The sequence below is a fragment of the Plantibacter sp. MPB07 genome (assembly GCF_046619465.1).
GTDB classification, from domain to species: domain Bacteria; phylum Actinomycetota; class Actinomycetes; order Actinomycetales; family Microbacteriaceae; genus Plantibacter; species Plantibacter auratus.
Window position 1 is genome coordinate 3,707,128 of sequence record NZ_CP177043.1, and the last position, 18,134, is coordinate 3,725,261.

The window sequence follows — 18,134 nt, forward strand, 5'->3', positions numbered from 1 at the left end:
ATGACCATCCCCACCACCGAGGCCCTCGCCACCGCCGAGGCGCCCAAGCCGACGCCGACGGGCCGCTCGGTCGCCGCCCGCTTCGCGTCGTCGTTCGCGATGTTCCGGAACGGCAAGTCGATCGCGGGGCTCTGCATCCTCGGGTTCTTCGTCCTCGTCGCGGTCTTCGGCGACCTCATCGCGCCCTACGGCCCGCTCGAGAAGGACTTCACCGCGCTGCGCCAGGCTCCGTCGGCCGCGCACCTGCTCGGCACGACGCACATGGGTGAGGACGTCCTGAGCCAGCTGATCTACGGCACCAGGGGCGTGCTCCTCGTCGGCTTCCTGGCCGGCATCTTCGCGACGATCATCGCCGTCGCCATCGGGGTCACCGCCGGGTACGTCTCGGGGTTCACGAGCGAGTCGCTGTCCGCGCTGACGAACGTTTTCCTCGTCATCCCGGGGCTCCCGCTCATGATCATCGTGGCGTCCCAGTACGACAACCCGAGCCTGTTCCTCATCGCCGGTGTCCTGGCGCTCACCGGGTGGGCGTGGGGCGGCCGGGTGCTCCGCGCGCAGACGATGTCGCTGCGGAACCGCGACTTCATCCAGGCGGCGAAGGCGAACGGGGAATCCCTCTTCCGGATCATCACCGTCGAGATGCTGCCGAACCTCACCGCCATCATCGCCTCGAGCTTCGTCGGCACGGTCACCGCTGCGGTGCTCGGGCTCACCACGCTCGCGTTCATCGGCGTCATCCCCATCACGAACCTCAACTGGGGCACCATCCTGTTCTGGGCGCAGCAGAACGGCGCGTTCCCCGACTTCTGGTGGTGGTATGTGCCGGCCGGTGTCTGCATCGCCCTGCTCGGCGTCGCGCTGTCGCTCATCAACTTCGGGATCGACGAGTACGTGAACCCGAGACTCCGCTCGGCGGGTGAACGCGCCAGGGCCCTCCGCAAGCGCGGCATCAAGCCCGGGGCGAGCGTCACCGCCGTCCGCGCCGAGACGACCGGCCCGTCCACGATCACCGACACGACCCACACCGAACGCGCTGGAGCCACCGAACGATGAAGACCGACACCGCCCGCCACCTCGAGGACGCCCGCTACCTCGACCCCGCGCTGCCGATCGCGGCCCGCGTCGACGACCTCGTCGAGCGGATGACCGTCCGCGAGAAGGTCGGGCAGATGATGCAGCTGGACGCCCGCGACGACATCGAGGCGCACGTGCTCGAGACCCACGTCGGCTCGATCCTGCACGCGTCACCGGAGCGCCTCGCGGTCGCCCATGAACTCGTCGGGCGGACGCGACTGCGGATCCCGCTGATCGTGGGGGAGGACTGCATCCACGGTCACTCCTTCCACCTCGGCGCGACGATCTTCCCCACGCAACTGGCCATGGCCGCGAGCTGGGACGCGGGGCTGCTCGAACGGGTCGCCAGGGCCACGGCCGTCGAAGTCGCTGCGACGGGTGTCCACTGGACGTTCTCGCCGGTGCTCTGCATCGCGCGCGACCTCCGCTGGGGACGTGTCGGCGAGACCTTCGGTGAGGACCCGTTCCTCATCGGTGAGCTGGCCTCCGCGATGGTGCGCGGCTACCAGGGCGACGGCCTGTCCGACCCGACCGCCATCCTCGCGACGGCCAAGCACTTCGCCGGCTACTCCGAGACGCAGGGCGGGCGCGACGCGAGCGAGGCCGACATCTCCCCGCGCAAGCTGCGGTCATGGTTCCTCCCGCCGTTCGAGCGGGTCGCCCGCGAGGGCTGCGCCAGCTTCATGCTCGGCTACCAGTCGATCGACGGGGTGCCGATCACGGTCAACGAGTGGCTGCTCAACGACGTCCTGCGCGGTGAGTGGGGGTACGAGGGAACGCTCATCACCGACTGGGACAACGTGGGCCGCATGGTGTGGGAGCAGCACGTCAGCCCGGACTACGTGCACGCCTCGGCTGCCGCGATCCGCGCCGGCAACGACATGGTGATGACCACGCCCGGCTTCTTCGAAGGTGCCCTGGAGGCGCTCGAGCGCGGGCTGCTCGAGGAGGCCGACCTCGACCGGGCGGTCCGTCGCATCCTCACCCTGAAGTTCGCGCTCGGCCTGTTCGAGCGCCCGCGGCACCCGGACGCCGCGGAGCAGCTCGCGGTGATCGGCTCGCCGGAGCACACCGAACTCAACCTCGAGACCGCGCGTCGCTCGCTCGTCCTGCTGCGCAACGAGGGCGTGCTGCCGCTCGCCGGCGGATACCGGGCGGACGAGGCAGGCAGGGCGATCGTGACGCCGGAGGCCGGGCCGCAGCGCATCGCCGTCGTGGGTCCGCTCGCGGACGACGCGCAGATGCAGCTCGGCGACTGGGCGGGCAACTCCGGCCAGGCCGGTTGGCTGCCCGACGGCCAGCCGCGCGAGATGATCACCACCGTGGTCGACGGCCTGCGTGCGGTCGCACCCGCCGGGAGCATGGTCACGACCGCGTTCGGAGCCGACATCCTCACGCTCTCGCCCGATCCCGCGGGGGCGACCTTCCCCGACGGTCAGCCGCGTCCGCCGGTCGTCACGCCCGCGCGACCCGACGAGGCGCTCATCGCGGAAGCCGTCGCGCTGGCCGAGGACGCCGACGTGGTCGTCGCCGTCGTGGGCGACCGGATCGAGCTCGTGGGGGAGGGCCGCTCCACCGCGACGCTCGAGCTCATCGGCGGACAGGTGGCACTGCTCGACGCCCTGGTGGCCATCGGCAAGCCGCTCGTCGTGGTCCTGCTCGCTTCGAAGCCGCTCGTGCTGCCGCCGTCCGCGCTGCACGCCGACGCGATCGTGTGGGCGGCGAGCCCCGGCATGCAGGGTGGCCGCGCGATCGCGGAACTCCTGCTCGGTCTCATCGAGCCGACCGGTCGCCTGCCCATCTCCTTCGCGCGGCACGCCGGCCAGCAGCCGACCTACTACAACCAGATCCGCGGCCAGCACGGTGACCGCTACGCCGACCTCACCCAGGAGCCCGCGTTCGCGTTCGGCGACGGGCTGTCCTACTCGGGCGTCGAGTACGGTGCCGTCACCCTCGACCAGGACCGGTACGACGTCGGCGACACCGTGCGCGCCGTCGTCGAGGTCCGCAACACGGGGAACCGTCCGGTCCTCGAGACCGTCCAGGTCTACGTGAGCGACCTCGTCACCTCGGTCAGCTGGGCGGACCAGGAACTGAAGACGTTCCGTCAGGTCGCCGTCGAGCCGGGGGAGACGGCGCGGGTCGAGATCTCCCTGCCCGTCGCCGACTGCACGATCGTCGATGCTCGCGGGCGACGGGTGGTCGAGGAGGGCGAGTTCGAACTGCGCGTCGGCGGCTCATCGCGGGCCTCCGCGCTCCGAGCGGTCCGGTTCACCGTCGGCGCCTGAGGCGTCCGGGCCCTTCCGCTCGCGGAGAGTCGTCGCGGGAGCCGCACGAGTCCCATCCAGTCTCGTACAGCTCCCGCGGGCAGCGGGTCACGATGGCTCGTTCGACGGTGAACGATCCGAGACCCGCCCGGGCGGCGGGTCAGGCCAGTTCGCTCGCCTCTGGGCGAACCGTGACCTCGCCGCCGTTCGCACCGTGCATGAGGTCTTCAAGCAGGGGACGGTCCATCTCGAACGTCTCGTCCGAGTCGAAGCTGAACTGCAGTGGGATCGAGGGGTGGAGCCACAGGGTGACGCGTCCACGCTCGGTCGAGGTGTCGCGCAACGTCACCGAGAACGACTCGTTGCGGCGGAGCTTCATGAGGGTGATGGTCTTGACGTGAGCCAACATCCGGTCCTCGAGGTGGAATCGGTTCTCGCCCGTTCCGTAGACGATCGCGCCCATGTGTCTGCCCTTCTCCGGACCCCCGGGGATCGACACGGCGAGATGCGCCGGTGTCGAGCGGCCAGCCTGGAGGCCCACTTCAACGTCCGCCGGACAAGTCTAGAAAATCTGAAAACGTCGCTCGAAACTGTTGCCTTCAGTACCCCGACTGCGCTATGCATCGGGTTCGACGATGACGAGTGCGACGCCGTCCGACTCGCCGAGTCAGGAGAGTGGACTGGTGTCGAGCCCCTCCATGAGCGGGGTCGACGGGGTGTCCTGGGACTCGCCGTCGGGTGTGCCCATGGCGATCCCGATGCCGGGGCCGATGAGCAGGTTGATCGGCTCCAGCTGGCCCTCGCCGCGGTCCACCTGCAGCCAACGGAACGTACCCGAGGAGATGCTGTCGAGGACCTCCGACCGGAACCCCTCCGGGTCGGAGACCGCGATCGAGTACGGCAGTCCCTGGTAGACGATCTCCATGCGGGTCATGCGACTTGTCCTGTTCGGGTCGGTGCCGGTTCCGCGATGACCGAGAGGCCGTGCGCGGAGTTCGCGGTGACATTGAGTGCGTCGATCCACGCCCGGTTGAGGTCGATGGGGATGCTGCCGGAGTACTTGAAGCGGAGCGGGACCGAGGGGTGGATCCAGATGACGCTGCGGCCGTCGCCGGCTCGGGGGTCGTCTTTCCACCCGAAGTAGAAGGCTTCGTTGCGGCGGAGTTTCGCACCGATCACGAACTGCAGGTGTGCCAGCAGTCGATCCTCGAAGGTGATCGAAACCTCAGAACCGTAGATCAGTTTTCCCATGTCGGGCCGTGCTCTCCTCGTCGTGCTTCACGCTGTGTCGCTTCACCATAGGACGCTCGGCCGGGAAAACACAGTCAGCTCGCATTCCGTGGGCGCGCGTGCGATCATCCGGCGACGATGTCAAGGGCACCCCTTCCGTCGGCCGAGGTGCGTAACCTGCGGGCAGGAGGTGCCACCAATGGCTACAGCAGAGAAGACCAGCAAGACCGCGAGCTCGACCCGATCGGCTCCCGGAGGGACCGGGCCGAAGCCGACCCGTCGTCAGAACGCCGAGAAGGGCTTCGTCGCGTCGAAGGAACTCGACGCGAACATGCAGGCCGTCCTCGTCGATCTCATCGAGCTGTCGATCCAGGGCAAGCAGGCGCACTGGAACGTCGTCGGACGCAACTTCCGCGACACGCACCTGCAGCTCGACGAGATCATCGACGCCGCGCGCGAATTCAGCGACACGGTCGCCGAGCGGATGCGCGCCCTGCACGCCGTGCCGGACGGACGCAGCGACGTCGTCGCCGAGACCACGACCCTGCCGGAGTACCCGCAGGGCGAGATCGACACCTCGGAGACGATCGACCTCATCACCGTCCGACTGGAGGCGACCGTCGGGACGATGCGTCGCGTCCACGACGAGGTCGACGAGGAGGACCCGACGAGCGCGGACATCCTCCACGCGATCATCCAGCAGCTGGAACAGTTCGCCTGGATGATCAGCGCGGAGAACCGGACGGCGACGCGCAGTCGCTGACCTGCAGTCGGTGACCCTGGGCGGCGCCCGACGACCACGCGTCGTCGGCAGCGCCGCCCGGTCGTTCGTCGACGACCAAGGGCCGGCGACGACTACTCGTCGTCGGCGCCGCCACCCGACGCCGTGTCCTCGCCGTCGTTCGGCTCGGAACCGTCGGAGCCCGAACCGTCGGGGATCTCCTCCGCGTCGGGACGTGAGGATGATGCAGATGCGTTCGTCATGTTCGCTTCCTTCCTGGTTGTCGCCATCGGAGATGACGTCACCAACGGTAGGCCGCGCAGCTGACCACCGGGTGGGGGTTGACGCCCCCGGTGGGCGAGACCAGCATGGCGGCTGTGATGAGCACTGACCCGCCGACCGCGGCACGCCCTGGAGCGGCGCAGACCCCCACCGGGAGTATCCGGACCCCACGGCAACGACTCGGATCCTGGGTCATGCCGGCGCTCCGCCCGTGGCGACTCATGCTCGCCCTCAAGGTGGCGATCGCCGCGACCGCCGCCTGGTTCCTCGGCAGCCTGCTCCCCGGTGAGCTCGGAGAGTTCTCGTACTACGCGCCACTGGGCGCGCTCGTCAGCCTCACCCCGACGCTCATGGACTCCGTCCGCTCCAGCATCCAGACCCTCGTCGGGCTGGGGCTCGGCATCGGCCTGGCCTGGGCGCTCATCGTCTCGCCCGCTCCCGGCTGGGTGTCCGTCGCGTTGTCGGTGGGCCTCGGGACGCTGCTCGCCGGGCTGCCCGGCCTCGGACAGGGGCGCGACTACGTGCCGATCGCCGCGCTCTTCGTGATCATCATCGGCGGTGCCAACGCGAACGACTTCTCGGCGGGCTATCTGGTGCAGATGGCGCTCGGCGTGCTCGTCGGACTGCTCGTGAACCTGCTCATCATGCCGCCCCTGTTCGTGCGTGAGTCCGCCGCCGGCATCGCTGCGGCCCGGGCGCGGATGGTCGACGCGCTCCGCAGCATGGCGAACACGATGCGGGCCGAGGAGACACCGTCGCCCGACGACCCGCCCGCGTGGGACGCCGCGCTGAGCACCATCCGGCACGACATCGACGCTGCCCGACGACTCGTCCGGGACGCGGCCGAGAGCCGACGGGCGAACCCGCGGACGCGATGGAACAAGCACGACTTCCGGGGCGACGAGGGGGCGCTCGCTGCGCTCGAACGCATCGCCCCGGCCGTCGTCGACATCGGGGACGCCCTCCGAGCCGCGCTCTGGGGGATCCCGGTGCCGGTCCGCCTCGGGCCGGAGGTGCGGTCGACGCTGGCCGAGGCGCTGGACGCCGCAGCGGACCTCGTCGACGCGGCGATCGACGACGAACGGCTTCCCGAGGCGCTCCGGACCGCGGACCAGGCGCTCGTCGCCTTGCGGAGCGCGGTCAGGTCCGCACACGTCGATGCGGTGAACCGGGCGGCAGCCCAGACGGATTCCGATGAGGAACCACCGGCCGATCCCGCCGACGACCCCGGAGGGGAGAACCTGCTCTTCTCCCTCCGGCGCATCTACGCGGAGGTCGAGAGTTCGAAGCGGACCGACCGCTCGGAGTGAGTGACGCGCACGGGACCACGAGCGACGGGACGCCCCGCGCAAGGCAGGACGTCCCGTCGTCGGTCGGTGTCGGCGTCAGAGGATCGGCTTGCCGCCCGTCACGGCGATGACCGCGCCGGACATGTAGCTTCCCTCATCGGAGGCCAGCAGCACGTATGGCGGCGCGACCTCGGCCGGCTGACCCGGGCGGCCGAGCGGGGTGTCCGTCCCGAACGACTCGACCTTCTCCGGCGGCATCGTCGACGGGATGAGCGGCGTCCAGATCGGGCCCGGTGCGACGGCGTTCACGCGGATGCCCTTGCCGCCGAGCATCTGCGCGAGCGAGGCCGTCATGCTCGCGAGACCCGCCTTGGTCATCGCGTAGGGCATGAGCTGCGGCGACGGCGAGTCCGCCTGCACCGAGCTGGACGTGATGATCGAGGAGCCGGGGGCCATGTGTGGGACGGCCGCCTTGCTCAGGTGGAAGAACGCGCTCAGGTTGGTGGCGAGCGTGTGGTCCCACTCCTCGTCGGGGATCTCGTCGAGGCTGTCGCGCGTCATCTGGTAGGCGGCGTTGCTCACGAGGATGTCGACCTTGCCGAACCGTTCGACCGTCGCGCGCACGATCTCGCGACAGTGCTCCGGGCTCGTCAGATCGCCGCCGATGCTGAGGGCGGTGCGGCCGGCCTCCTCGACCCACCGCACGGTGTCGGCGGCGTCCTCGTCCTCGTCGAGGTAGCTGACAACGACGTCGGCACCCTCACGGGCGTAGGCGATCGCGACGGCCTTGCCGATGCCGCTGTCGCCGCCGGTGATGATCGCGACCTTGCCCTCGAGCTTGCCCGAGCCCCGGTAGCTCGTCTCGCCGTGGTCGGCCTGCGGGGTGAGTTCGCCTTCGGTCCCGGGCGGCTGCTGCTGCTGAGCTGGCTGGTTCATGGTGTTCCTCTCCTGTGCTGCTTCGGAAGTCGGCATGCTGTGGATGCGGTCCCTCCAGCCAAGCCGACCGGGAAGATCCGCCTCCAGGGGTTGACGTCCGGCCCGGGCGAGGCGACGCTGCGCTAGCAGTCGGGTGCGGCGCCCGCCAGCCTCGGGAATTCCCTGGTGTGCCTCGTAGGGTGAGGCGCATGACCGCACCCGGCGAGGAACTCCGCTCCTATGCACCGATCGGTGACGGTCGCACCGTCGCCCTCATCGGATTGCGTGGCCAGGTCGACTGGCTGCCGATCCCCGATCTCGGCTCGATGCCCGTGTTCGCGCGACTCCTCGACGACGACACCGGCGGTTGCATCGAGCTCGAACCACAGGGGGAGTACACGGTCACCCGTCGGTACGTCGCCGACACCAACGTGTTGAAGACGACGTTCACGACCGAGCACGGCCGCGCCACCATCACCGATGCACTCGTCACCGGGATCGCCGGCAGGCTGCCGTGGGCGGAGCTGGCCCGTCGCATCGACGGCGTGTCCGGCACGGTCGAGTTCGCATGGCGCGTCCGCCCGGGGACGGCGCTCGGCACGGCGTCGCCGTGGATCCAGGACAGCACCGGTGGCCCGATCATCCGCTCCGGCGCCACCACCATCGCTGTGGTCGGCGACGAGCATGGGCCGGAGCAGGTGGCGGTCGACGGCTCGATGCCCTCGGAGCTGTCCGGCCGCTTCACGACCAGCGAGGGCTCCAGGCACCTGCTCATCGTCGTCGCGACCCACGGCGAACCGATCCACCTGCCGGTGCCCGCCAACGTGGACGTCGGCATCGACCGGACCATCAAGAACTGGCGGGACTGGTCCCGGGCGTTCTCCTACGACGGTCCATGGGGCGACCAGGTGCAGCGCAGCGCACTCGCCCTGAAGCTCCTCATCTTCAGCCCGACGGGAGCGATCGCGGCGGCTGCGACGACGTCGCTCCCCGAGAACCCGCGTGGCGCCAAGAACTGGGACTACCGCTTCGCCTGGGTGCGCGACCTCGCCTACACGGCACATGCGCTCGTGCGCTTCGGACTCCGCGAGGAGACCCACGCCGCGGTGTCGTGGCTGCTGCGCACCATCCGCGAGAACGGGCCGGAACTGCACATCTTCTACGGACTCGAGGGCGGTGTCCCCGAGGGGGTCGTCGAACGCGACGTCGCCGGCTGGCGCGGGATCGGACCGGTGGTCACGGGCAACCCTGCGCAGGGGCAGTTGCAGCTCGGCGTGTACGGCGACCTGTTCGCGATCTGCCGAACCTACGTGGACGCCGGCAACGTGCTCGACGTCGAGACCGGTCGGCTCCTGGCCGAGGTCGCCGACCGCACCTGCGACCTGTGGCGCAACCGCGACGCCGGCATGTGGGAGCTGCCCCAGGAGGAGCACTACGTGTCGTCGAAGATGGGTTGCTGGCAGGCGCTCGGCGACGCCGTGCACCTCGCCGAGCTCGGCCAGGTGTCGGGCAGTGCCGATCGGTGGCGTGCCGAGCAGACGCGCATCCGCGAGTGGATCGAGGAGCACGGCTGGAACGAGGAGCGCGGGGCGTACGTGATGCACCCCGGCAGCGACGACCTCGACGCCTCGGTACTGCTGCACGCGATGAGTGGGTTCGACCAGGGCGAGCGGATGTCATCGACGATCGACGCCCTGACCGCGGAACTCGGCGAGGGTGCGCTCCTGTACCGCTACTCGGGAGTGCAGCAGGAGGAGCACACCTTCGTGGCGTGCGCGTTCTGGCGGGCCTCCGCGCTCGCGTGCGTCGGACGCCACGACGAGGCGATCGCGGCGATGGAGGAACTCGTCGGCATGACGAACGACGTGGGGATCCTCGCCGAGATGATCGACGCGGCCACGGGGGAGCACTGGGGCAACCTGCCGCAGGCGCTCAGCCACCTGGCGCTGATCAACGCGGCCCTGACGATCGCGGAGCTCACGGACAAGGGCTGACCCCGGTCCCTGAAGCCGCATCCCCCGGTCCCTGAAGCCGCATCCCCCGGTCCCTGAGCTTGCCGAAGGGCACCCTCCCGGTCCCTGAAACCGCATCCCCCGGTCCCTGAGCCTGTCGAAGGGCATCCCCCGGTCCCTGAAGCCGCATCCCCCGGTCCCTGAGCTTGTCGAAGGGCACGGAGTAACCTCTCGGCCCCGGGAATGCAAGCCCCGGGGGTCCACCTCCTGCGGTCCGTAGCGTTGCAGCGATGGATGTACAGCCACAGGTCTTCCGAGACACCCCCGCGATCCTCGTCGAGAGCATCTGGTGGGACGCGCGCACCGACGAGGTCGTGTGGGTCGACATCACCGCGGGCACCCTCCATCGTGGTCGCCTCGACGGCGCCGTCGACGGCAGTGACGACCGCGTCACCGAACTCCCGCCGCCCGTGAGTGCCGTCCAACCCCGCGCGGCCGGCGGCTACATCGCAGCGCTCGGCGATCGCATCGTCACGCTCGACGACGACGGCCTCATCGCCGAGACCCTCGCGCGGCTCGACCACGCCCACCCCGGCATGCGGAGCAACGAGGCGAAGGTCGACCCGTTCGGACGGTTCCTCGTCGGCTCGATGGAGGAGACCGGCGACACGTCCGATGCCGCGCTGTACCTCCTCGACGACACCGGCCTGCGGACGCTGCTCGGCGGCTTCGGTGTCACCAACGGCTTCGAGTGGTCGGACGACGGCCGCACCGTCTACGTGACCGACACCGCGGTGAAGACCGTCTACCGGGCCTCCTACGGCGAGGACGGCCGTCTCGGCCCGCTCGAGCCGTTCCTCGTGGACTACGACTCGGACGGCCTCGCCCTCGACACCGACGGCCGGTTCTGGAACGGCGTCTCCGGGTCCGGCACCGTCCTCTGCTGGAGCCCCGAGGGCGCGGTCGAGGACCACCTCGCGGTCCCGGTGCCCAACGTCACGTCCGTCGCGTTCGGCGGCCCGGACCTCTCGACGCTCTTCGTCGGTACCGCCCGGGAGGGCCTCGACGAGGACCAGCTGGAGCGCGCCCCCCTGAGCGGCGCGATCTTCCGCTTCGACGGCCTCGCCACCGGACGACCGGTCGGCGTGTACGGAGCGCGTGCCGCGGCGCCGCGCCCCACCTCGGGCACCACCGGACAGGAGGACTGACATGGACCTCGGCATCACCGACCGCACCGCCCTGATCACCGGAGCCGACTCCGGCATCGGGTGGGCGACGGCCCGCCTGCTCCTCGCGGAGGGCGTCACCGTCGTCATCACCGACCGCGACCAGGACGAACTCGACACGGCCGCGGCGAAACTCGACGCCCCTGCCGGCAGGCTCCACGCCTTCGCCGCCGACATCACGAGCGTCGACGAGCTCGCCACGCTCCATGACCGGGTGCAGGAGGCGGTCGGCGACATCGACATCCTCGTGCAGTCCGCCGGCGTCACCGGGGCGCAGGGCCTGTTCCACGAGATCGACGACGAGGGCTGGACGCAGACGATCGAGACGGACCTCCTCGGGCCCACCCGGCTCGTCCGCCAGTTCCTGCCGTCGCTGCGGACGGGCGGTTGGGGTCGGCTCGTGTTCGTCGCCTCCGAGGACGCCGTCCAGCCCTATGACGACGAACTGCCCTACTGCGCGGCGAAGGCCGGCATCCTGGCACTCGCCAAGGGACTGTCCCGCTCCTACGCCACCGAGGGTCTGCTCGTGAACGCCGTCTCGCCGGCCTTCATCCACACGCCGATGACCGACGCGATGATGGCGAAACGCGCCGAGCAGCGGGGGACGGACACGGCGGAGGCCATCGAGTCCTTCCTCGCGGACGAGCGCCCCTACCTGGAGCTCCAGCGACGCGGCGAACCGGAGGAGGTCGCGGCCGTCATCGCCTTCCTCTGCTCCGACCGCGCCTCGTTCGTCAACGGTTCGAACTACCGCGTCGACGCGGGCTCCGTCGCCACCATCTGACCGACCCGTGGCCGGTCCACCCGGACCGCTCACTCCAGACCACCGCACGAAAGGAACGCATCATGGCAGACGACCAGTACACCTTCACCGATCCGTCCAAGCTCTACGCCGACATCACGGCGGAGCAGCAGCACCAGCCCGAGCCCGGGCTGGACGCCGAGCTCGACCCGAAGGCCGACCTCGGCGAGAAGAGCTACCGCGGCTCCGGCAGGCTCACCGGCCGCAAGGCGCTCATCACGGGTGGCGACTCCGGCATCGGCGCGGCGACCGCGATCGCCTTCGCCCGCGAGGGCGCTTCCGTCGCGCTGTCCTACCTTCCCGAGGAGGAGGAGGACGCGCAGCGCATCGCCGGCATCCTGCAGGACGCCGGTGCGACCGTGCTCACCCTGCCCGGCGACCTCCGCGACCCGGCCTACTGCCGCGACCTCGTGGAGCGCGCGGTCGAGGGCCTCGGCGGCCTCGACATCCTGGTGAACAACGGCGGCAAGCAGAAGTTCAACGAGGACCTCACCACCCTGACGGACGAGCAGTTCGACGACACCTTCAAGACCAACGTCTACGCGATGTTCTGGATCACGAAGGCCGCCCTGCCGCACCTCCCGGCCGGTTCGTCCATCATCAACACGACGTCGATCCAGGCGTACTCGCCGTCGGACATCCTCGTCGACTACGCGTCCACGAAGGCGACCATCAACGCCTTCACGAAGGCGCTGGCGCAGCAGCTCGCGCCCAAGGGCATCCGCGTCAACGCGGTCGCTCCCGGCCCGATCTGGACGCCGCTCCAGGTCTCCGACGGACAGCCGCAGGAGAAGATCGCCGAGTTCGGCGAGGACACCCCGCTCGGCCGCATGGGCCAGCCGGCGGAGCTCGCTCCCGCCTACGTGTTCCTGGCCTCAGCCGAGTCGAGCTACGTGCTCGGCGAGACCCTGAACGTCAACGGCGGTATGCCCACGCCGTAACCCCGTCCCACCCCACAGCAGCCCGCGAACTGTCAGTTCCGGCTAGTCAGACGCCGTCCGACTAGCTTCTTCTGACAGTTCGCGGGCTGTTTGGGTCAGTCCGTGCGGTCCGCTGCACGTCGGACGCGACGGCCCTCGAGGGCGTCCTTCGCGTCGCGGTCGGCGAGCGCCTTGATCGCGGCGTCCGACCGCAGGGGCAACTGCAGCTCCTGCTCCGCGGCGACACCCGAGGCGAGCTGGCGGCCACGCTGGATCTCGATGTCGAGCTGGGCACCGAACAGCAGTGCGAGGTTCGCGATCCAGATCCACAGCAGGAAGATGATGATGCCGGCGAGCGAGCCGTAGGTGGCGTCGTAGTTGCTGAAGTTGGCGATGTAGAAGCCGAACCCGACCGAGGCGATGAGCAGGATCAGCAGTGCGGTGAGCGCACCGATGCTGATCCAACGGAACTTCTCCGGCTTGATGTTCGGCGTCGCTGAATACAGCACGGCGATGACGAAGACGAGCGCGGCGGCCATGACCGGCCACTTCGCGATCGACCAGACCGTGAGGCCCGTCTCACCGAGACCGACCGCCTGTCCGATGGCCTGCGCGACCGGGCCGGACACGATGAGTGCGAGGGCGATCACCGAGATGACGAGCAGGACGACGAGGGTCACGCCGAGCTGCGTCGGACGCAGCGACCAGATCTTGCGACCCTCCTCGACCCCGTACATACGGTTGAGCGCGCGACCGAAGCCGCCCACGTAGCCGGATGCCGACCACACGGCACCGGCGATACCGGCGATGAGGGCGAAGCCGATCGCCGGTGACTCGACGAACTGGTTCACCGCGTCGGTCAGGAAGCCGAGGCTGTCGCCCGGGGCGAGGTTGCCGACGATCTCGAGGAGGGCGTCGGTGCCGCTGCGGCTCTGTCCGAAGAGGCCGAGGATCGAGACGAGCGCCAGGACCGCCGGGAAGAGCGACAGGATCGCGAAGTAGGTGAGCCCCGCGGCGAGGTCGGTGCACTGGTTCGAGGTGAAGGAGTGCAGCGTCCGCTTCAGGACGTAGCCCCAGGGGAGGGGGACGCGCTGGGGGTTCATCGTCTCTTCCGCGTGGTCCGCATCGCGGTTCCGCGGATCGTCCGGCGTGCTGCGCTCGAGACGGTCCTCCTTGGTTGGTTCAGACACGGTGCCCTCGGTTCGCACGCCACAGCAGGACACCGGCACCGACGACCGCGACCGAGGCGACGACGATGGCGGTGGTGCGCAGGTGGTACGCCACGGCGGTGCGGACGTCGAACTTCTGGAAGAGGAGGTCGAGCGTCTGCGCGAGGTGCTCACGCGTCTGCTCGACGTCGAGCTGCAGGGTGTTCAGACCGGCGCCCTCGGGGGGAGTGGGGCGGGCGAGATCCTGGTCGCTCATGCTGCGGCCTCCTTGGTGTCGTGCTTCGAGTCGTGCTGCTGGTGCTCCGCGAGGTGGTCGCCGGTGAGGGCTTCGACACTGCGCTCGGGGACAGGCTTCGCGCCGGCCTTGAGCTTCTTGACGCCGACGAGCGCCAGGATCCCGGCGACGAGGATGAGGACGACGCCGACGATGAGGGCGGCGAGCCAGGCGGGGAGCACGGTGGCGAGTCCGAGGACGGCTGCCGCGATGAGCGTCCCGAAGCCGAAGAGCACGAGCACCAGGGCGACGACGAGCATTCCCGCGCCGATCCCGAGGTCCTTGGCCTTCTTCGTCATCTCTGCCTTGAACAGGGCGATCTCGCCCGTGACGAGGCGGACGACGTCCTCGCGGAGGTCGGTGAGGAGGGTCTTCATGGGAGGAAGTCCGCGGCGACTCCGTCTGCGGTCGGCCGCGCTGCTGGCATCGGTCATGTGAGCACTCTTCTCGTTGTGGTCCTCCAGCCCACACCCCTCTCGCGCGCGAGACAAGGGCTTGACAGGCGTGTCGGCCGATCGCGGAATACGGCGACACTCAATTGGTTACATCTACAAGTAAACGGGGTAGCCTGTACCGACCCCATCACCCGATCGGAGACCGAATGTCCGCTGTGCTCGACGAGCGTCTGCTCGCCCCGGAGACGTCGATGGGCGCGGTCACGCTCCGCGTCGGCGACCTCGACCTCATGTCCGGTTACTACGCCAACGCCTTCGCGATGGAGCCGCTCGAGGAGCGCAGCCGCGACCGCGAGGTGCACCGGGTGCTCGGTCGTGGCGACACCCCGCTCGTGCGGCTCGTGCACACGCCAGACCTGCCGGCCGTCGACCGGCGGCAGGCCGGCCTGTTCCACACGGCGTTCCTGTTCGAGGACGAGTCGAGCCTCTCGGCGACGGTCTATCGGGCCGCGCAGGACCCCCGCGGACAGTTCGTCGGGTCGAGCGACCACTTCGTGAGCGAGGCGTTCTACTTCACCGACCCGGAGGGGAACGGCGTCGAGCTGTACACGGACCGCCCGCGCAGCAGCTGGGTGCGCTCGGGCGACCAGATCGCCATGACCACCACCTACCTCGACCCGAACGCCTACCTGCAGCGGCACCTCACGGAGGACGCCCTCGGCGCCGGGCCCTCGTTGGCCGGTGCCGTCGGGCACGTGCACCTGCAGGTCGGAGACCTCCAGACCGCCCGAGCCTTCTACGTCGACGCCCTCGGATTCGAGACGACGCAGACCGAGTACCCCGGCGCGATCTTCGCCTCCGCCGGCGGGTACCACCACCACATCGCGATGAACGTCTGGAACAGCCAGGGCGCCGGTCCTCGCGCGGCCGCCCTCGGCCTCGGCGACGTGTCGATCACCGTCCCCGACCTCGCGAACCTCGATACGCTGGCCGCGAGGCTGCGCGCCCGCGCGATCCCCTTCGACGCGGACGGTCGTTCCGTGACCGTCTCCGACCCGTGGGGGACCCGCGTGACCGTGGCCCTGCCCGACCTGTCGACCGAGGAGCTGCTGTCCCGATGACCACCGCACTGCGCGACGTCCGTTCCGCCGACTGGGCCGACGCCGCGTCGTCCGCTCCCGTCGTCGCGGTGCTCCTCCACGGCTACGGCTCCAACGAGCACGACCTCACCGGTCTCGTCGGGCCGCTCGCGCTCGGCATGCCCTGGGTGTCGCTGCGCGCGCCGCTCGAGATGGGCCACGGTGGCGCGGCCTGGTTCGAGATCACGACGCCGGGCAACCCGGACCCGGAGCCGATCGCCCGCGCCACGGACGCCGTCTGGGGCTGGATCGACGAGCACGTGTCGGCCGAGGCGCGCGTCGTGCCCATCGGCTTCTCGCAGGGCGGCTTCATGGCCTCGCAGCTGCTGCGCACGCGACCCGAGCGGGTCGTGGCGCCGGTCATCCTCGCCGGGTTCGTGCTGAGTGCGCCGCAGCCCGGCGACGAGATGCTGGCAGCGACGAAACCCGCGGTGTTCTGGGGACGGGGTCTCGAGGACCGCGTCATCGCCGCGCCGGCCGTCGCGCGCGCCGCAGCGTGGTTGCCGCTGCACACGACCCTCACCGAGCGCACCTACCCGGGCCTCGCCCACGGGATCGACCAGGCCGAGATCGACGACGTCCGTGGGTTCCTCGGCGAGCACGTCGGCTGATCTGTCGCCACAGTCGCTCAGGTCGTCGCCTCCGCGGGCATCACCACCTGCGGTCGCACATGCTCGTAGACGACGCTCGTCCGGACGTCCGCGACCTCCTCGCGCTCGGTGAGCTTGTCGATGACGAAGGCGTAGAGCGCGTCGTTGTCGGTGACGGCGACCTGGAGCAGGAAGTCCTCGTTCCCGGAGACGACGAAGACGCCGATGGTCTCGGGGAGGGTGATCGCCCAGCTGCGGAACGCGTCGATGTTGACGCGCGACGGCGGTCGGATCCGGATCGCGATGAGCGCCTGGACCGAGCGACCGAGCGACGGCAGATCGACGTCGAGTCGCGCGCCGCGGATGACGCCGCGGCGGTACAGGCCGCGGGTCCGGTCGAGCGCGGTGGTGGGCGAGACGCCGACCGCGGCAGCGATGTCCCGGTTGGTGCGCCGTGCGTCGCGCTGCAGTTCGCGCAGGATCGCCGCATCAAGTTCGTCCATGCGGTCGATTGTGCCAGTTCGTCCGGACGATGTACGGGGTTGAATTTGTTGTGGTGCCGCTCGACATAGCCTGATGGTCGATTCACGTACGACATCAGGGAGAGAGATGACGGAACAACAGCTCGTCGGCTTCGCGCCGGAGGAGATCGACACGGCGGCGCCCACGCGGTCCGCCCGGCTGAAATGGGTCGTCGTCGTGCAGCAGGACCTCCCGGCCGGTCGAGCCGCGAATGCGGCGGCCTGCGTCGCTGCGGCGATCGGAGCCCGCGTGCAGGGACTCCTCGGGCCGGACGCCCTCGATGCCGACGGCTCGGCTCATCCCGGACTGCCGTGGGCCGGGTGCAGCGTGTTGTCCGCTCCGGCTGAGCAACTGGCGGCGATCCGGGCCAAGGCGGCGGGCTCGGACGGCGTGCTCGTCGTCGACATGCCGGAAGCAGCCCAGCTCACCCGGGTCTACGACGAGTATCTCGAAGTAGTGGCGGCGACCGCGCCGGACGCACTCGCCCCGCTGGCCGTCGCGCTGGTCGGGCCGCGCAACCGGGTGGACCGGATCGTCGGGCGACTGCCGCTGCTGGCCTGAAAGCGCACGCGTCAGGGCTTGAGGGAGGTGGGGTGCGGCGGGCTGGCTAGGGTTGGCGGGTGAGCACCACCGTCCATCCCCCGCAGGTCGCGCCGTCCGCAGCCGTCGTCACCGCCAGCCGCGTGATGTACCTCCTGATCGCCGTGATCATCGCGATCTCGCTCGTCATCCAGATCGTCCTCGTCATCACCGGCGGCGCCGACGCCCGCTCGGGCGGCGTGGACATGTCCGTCGGACTGGCGACCCGCTTCGCTCGCATCTTCAGTGCGTTCACGATCCTCAGCAACCTCATCGTGCTCGCGGTGTCCGTCCTACTGGCGATCGACCCCCTGCGTGACGGTCGGCTCTGGCGGGTCGCGCGGCTCGACGCCCTGCTCAGCATCGTCATCACCGGCATCGTGTACGCGGTGGTGCTGGCGCCGCAGGTGAACCTCACGGGGTGGGCGCTCGTCATCACGATCGGGTTCCACTACCTGTCCCCGTGGCTCACGCTCGGCGCCTGGCTCGTGTTCGGTCCGCGTCCGCGCTTCACCTGGAGCACCGTCGCCTGGGCGTTCCTCTGGCCGCTCGCCTGGGTGGTCTTCACCTTCATCCGTGGCGGTATCACCGGCTGGTACCCCTACCCCTTCCTCGATGCGACGCAGCTCGGCTTCGACGGTGCCGTCCGGAACGCGCTCATGGTGCTCGTGGTCGCGATCGTCTTCGCCGTGCTGCTCAAGCTCGTCGACCGGGTGCTGCCGGCCGCGCTCCGCCGCTGAGGTGAGGCACCTGGTCGCCCGGCGGTGTTCCGGGCGACCATCTGCCTC

General features: G+C 69.8%; 21 protein-coding genes. 12 read left to right on the forward strand and 9 right to left on the reverse strand.

Annotated features, from left to right (window positions below; genetic code table 11):
* Window positions 1-1,053 (forward strand): ABC transporter permease, encoded by a 1,053-nt coding sequence (locus ACLIME_RS17310; RefSeq protein ID WP_411557718.1) that lies wholly within the window; start codon window positions 1-3, stop codon window positions 1,051-1,053.
* Window positions 1,050-3,362, forward strand: a complete 2,313-nt coding sequence (locus ACLIME_RS17315) for a glycoside hydrolase family 3 N-terminal domain-containing protein (protein ID WP_411557719.1) — start codon at window positions 1,050-1,052, stop codon at window positions 3,360-3,362. Before ACLIME_RS17310 ends, ACLIME_RS17315 begins: the two co-directional genes overlap by 4 nt.
* Before the next feature lie 139 nt (window positions 3,363-3,501).
* Here ACLIME_RS17315 and ACLIME_RS17320 read toward each other — a convergent pair whose 3' ends face one another.
* The 3 genes from ACLIME_RS17320 to ACLIME_RS17330 all read right to left on the reverse strand — a co-directional run bounded on the left by ACLIME_RS17320 (window position 3,502) and on the right by ACLIME_RS17330 (window position 4,592).
* The gene (locus tag ACLIME_RS17320) at window positions 3,502-3,804 is read right to left on the reverse strand and encodes a hypothetical protein (protein ID WP_079704859.1); all 303 of its coding nucleotides are present in this window, start codon (window positions 3,802-3,804) and stop codon (window positions 3,502-3,504) included.
* 204 nt (window positions 3,805-4,008) lie between these two features.
* On the reverse strand, window positions 4,009-4,275 hold the full coding sequence (locus tag ACLIME_RS17325; protein WP_079704860.1) for a hypothetical protein: 267 nt from the start codon (window positions 4,273-4,275) through the stop codon (window positions 4,009-4,011).
* Entirely contained in the window at window positions 4,272-4,592 is a 321-nt protein-coding gene (locus tag ACLIME_RS17330; protein WP_079704861.1) for an ATP-dependent DNA ligase, read from the reverse strand. Before ACLIME_RS17330 ends, ACLIME_RS17325 begins: the two co-directional genes overlap by 4 nt.
* Window positions 4,593-4,770: 178 nt before the next feature.
* Here ACLIME_RS17330 and ACLIME_RS17335 point away from each other — a divergent pair, with 178 nt between their 5' ends.
* Window positions 4,771-5,334 (forward strand): Dps family protein, encoded by a 564-nt coding sequence (locus tag ACLIME_RS17335; RefSeq protein WP_411557720.1) that lies wholly within the window; start codon window positions 4,771-4,773, stop codon window positions 5,332-5,334.
* A 92-nt stretch (window positions 5,335-5,426) separates the two neighbouring features.
* On the opposite strand, the gene ACLIME_RS17340 is transcribed toward ACLIME_RS17335, so the two are convergent.
* The gene (locus ACLIME_RS17340; protein WP_255377977.1) at window positions 5,427-5,555 is read right to left on the reverse strand and encodes a hypothetical protein; all 129 of its coding nucleotides are present in this window, start codon (window positions 5,553-5,555) and stop codon (window positions 5,427-5,429) included.
* A 117-nt stretch (window positions 5,556-5,672) separates the two neighbouring features.
* On the opposite strand from ACLIME_RS17340, the gene ACLIME_RS17345 reads away from it, so the two are divergent.
* Window positions 5,673-6,884 (forward strand): FUSC family protein, encoded by a 1,212-nt coding sequence (locus ACLIME_RS17345; protein ID WP_411557721.1) that lies wholly within the window; start codon window positions 5,673-5,675, stop codon window positions 6,882-6,884.
* Between the two features lie 75 nt (window positions 6,885-6,959).
* Here the strand turns inward: ACLIME_RS17345 and ACLIME_RS17350 are convergent, their stop codons facing one another.
* Window positions 6,960-7,799 carry an SDR family oxidoreductase gene (locus ACLIME_RS17350; protein WP_411557722.1) on the reverse strand — a complete coding sequence of 280 codons (840 nt, stop codon included), beginning with the start codon at window positions 7,797-7,799 and terminating at the stop codon, window positions 6,960-6,962.
* A 188-nt stretch (window positions 7,800-7,987) separates the two neighbouring features.
* On the opposite strand from ACLIME_RS17350, the gene ACLIME_RS17355 reads away from it, so the two are divergent.
* The 4 genes from ACLIME_RS17355 (at window position 7,988) to ACLIME_RS17370 (ending at window position 12,699) form a co-directional block, all read left to right on the forward strand.
* Window positions 7,988-9,772, forward strand: a complete 1,785-nt coding sequence (locus tag ACLIME_RS17355) for a glycoside hydrolase family 15 protein (protein WP_411557723.1) — start codon at window positions 7,988-7,990, stop codon at window positions 9,770-9,772.
* Window positions 9,773-10,020: 248 nt separating this feature from the next.
* Window positions 10,021-10,938 (forward strand): SMP-30/gluconolactonase/LRE family protein, encoded by a 918-nt coding sequence (locus ACLIME_RS17360; RefSeq protein WP_411557724.1) that lies wholly within the window; start codon window positions 10,021-10,023, stop codon window positions 10,936-10,938.
* A gap of 1 nt (window position 10,939) precedes the next feature.
* Window positions 10,940-11,740, forward strand: a complete 801-nt coding sequence (locus ACLIME_RS17365; protein WP_411557725.1) for an SDR family NAD(P)-dependent oxidoreductase — start codon at window positions 10,940-10,942, stop codon at window positions 11,738-11,740.
* Window positions 11,741-11,802: 62 nt separating this feature from the next.
* Window positions 11,803-12,699: an SDR family oxidoreductase gene (locus tag ACLIME_RS17370; protein ID WP_411557726.1), complete on the forward strand. Its 897-nt coding sequence runs from the start codon at window positions 11,803-11,805 to the stop codon at window positions 12,697-12,699.
* 95 nt (window positions 12,700-12,794) lie between these two features.
* On the opposite strand, the gene ACLIME_RS17375 is transcribed toward ACLIME_RS17370, so the two are convergent.
* Genes ACLIME_RS17375 through ACLIME_RS17385 form a run of 3 tightly spaced genes read right to left on the reverse strand, consistent with a single transcriptional unit; the run spans window position 12,795 to window position 14,555 of the window.
* Window positions 12,795-13,868, reverse strand: a complete 1,074-nt coding sequence (locus tag ACLIME_RS17375) for a YihY/virulence factor BrkB family protein (RefSeq protein WP_411557727.1) — start codon at window positions 13,866-13,868, stop codon at window positions 12,795-12,797.
* Window positions 13,861-14,103, reverse strand: a complete 243-nt coding sequence (locus ACLIME_RS17380; protein WP_064297084.1) for a DUF3618 domain-containing protein — start codon at window positions 14,101-14,103, stop codon at window positions 13,861-13,863. Before ACLIME_RS17380 ends, ACLIME_RS17375 begins: the two co-directional genes overlap by 8 nt.
* On the reverse strand, window positions 14,100-14,555 hold the full coding sequence (locus tag ACLIME_RS17385) for a phage holin family protein (RefSeq protein ID WP_071261765.1): 456 nt from the start codon (window positions 14,553-14,555) through the stop codon (window positions 14,100-14,102). Before ACLIME_RS17385 ends, ACLIME_RS17380 begins: the two co-directional genes overlap by 4 nt.
* A 167-nt stretch (window positions 14,556-14,722) precedes the next feature.
* Between ACLIME_RS17385 and ACLIME_RS17390 the strand changes: the two genes are divergently transcribed.
* Window positions 14,723-15,637, forward strand: a complete 915-nt coding sequence (locus ACLIME_RS17390; RefSeq protein ID WP_124768503.1) for a VOC family protein — start codon at window positions 14,723-14,725, stop codon at window positions 15,635-15,637.
* Window positions 15,634-16,266 (forward strand): alpha/beta hydrolase, encoded by a 633-nt coding sequence (locus ACLIME_RS17395; RefSeq protein WP_124768504.1) that lies wholly within the window; start codon window positions 15,634-15,636, stop codon window positions 16,264-16,266. Before ACLIME_RS17390 ends, ACLIME_RS17395 begins: the two co-directional genes overlap by 4 nt.
* Window positions 16,267-16,283: 17 nt before the next feature.
* Here the strand turns inward: ACLIME_RS17395 and ACLIME_RS17400 are convergent, their stop codons facing one another.
* On the reverse strand, window positions 16,284-16,748 hold the full coding sequence (locus ACLIME_RS17400) for an Lrp/AsnC family transcriptional regulator (protein ID WP_411557728.1): 465 nt from the start codon (window positions 16,746-16,748) through the stop codon (window positions 16,284-16,286).
* Between the two features lie 106 nt (window positions 16,749-16,854).
* Between ACLIME_RS17400 and ACLIME_RS17405 the strand changes: the two genes are divergently transcribed.
* The gene (locus tag ACLIME_RS17405) at window positions 16,855-17,328 is read left to right on the forward strand and encodes a DUF2000 domain-containing protein (protein ID WP_411557729.1); all 474 of its coding nucleotides are present in this window, start codon (window positions 16,855-16,857) and stop codon (window positions 17,326-17,328) included.
* 59 nt (window positions 17,329-17,387) lie between these two features.
* Window positions 17,388-18,086, forward strand: a complete 699-nt coding sequence (locus ACLIME_RS17410; RefSeq protein ID WP_240043966.1) for a Pr6Pr family membrane protein — start codon at window positions 17,388-17,390, stop codon at window positions 18,084-18,086.
* Window positions 18,087-18,134 lie beyond the last annotated feature (48 nt).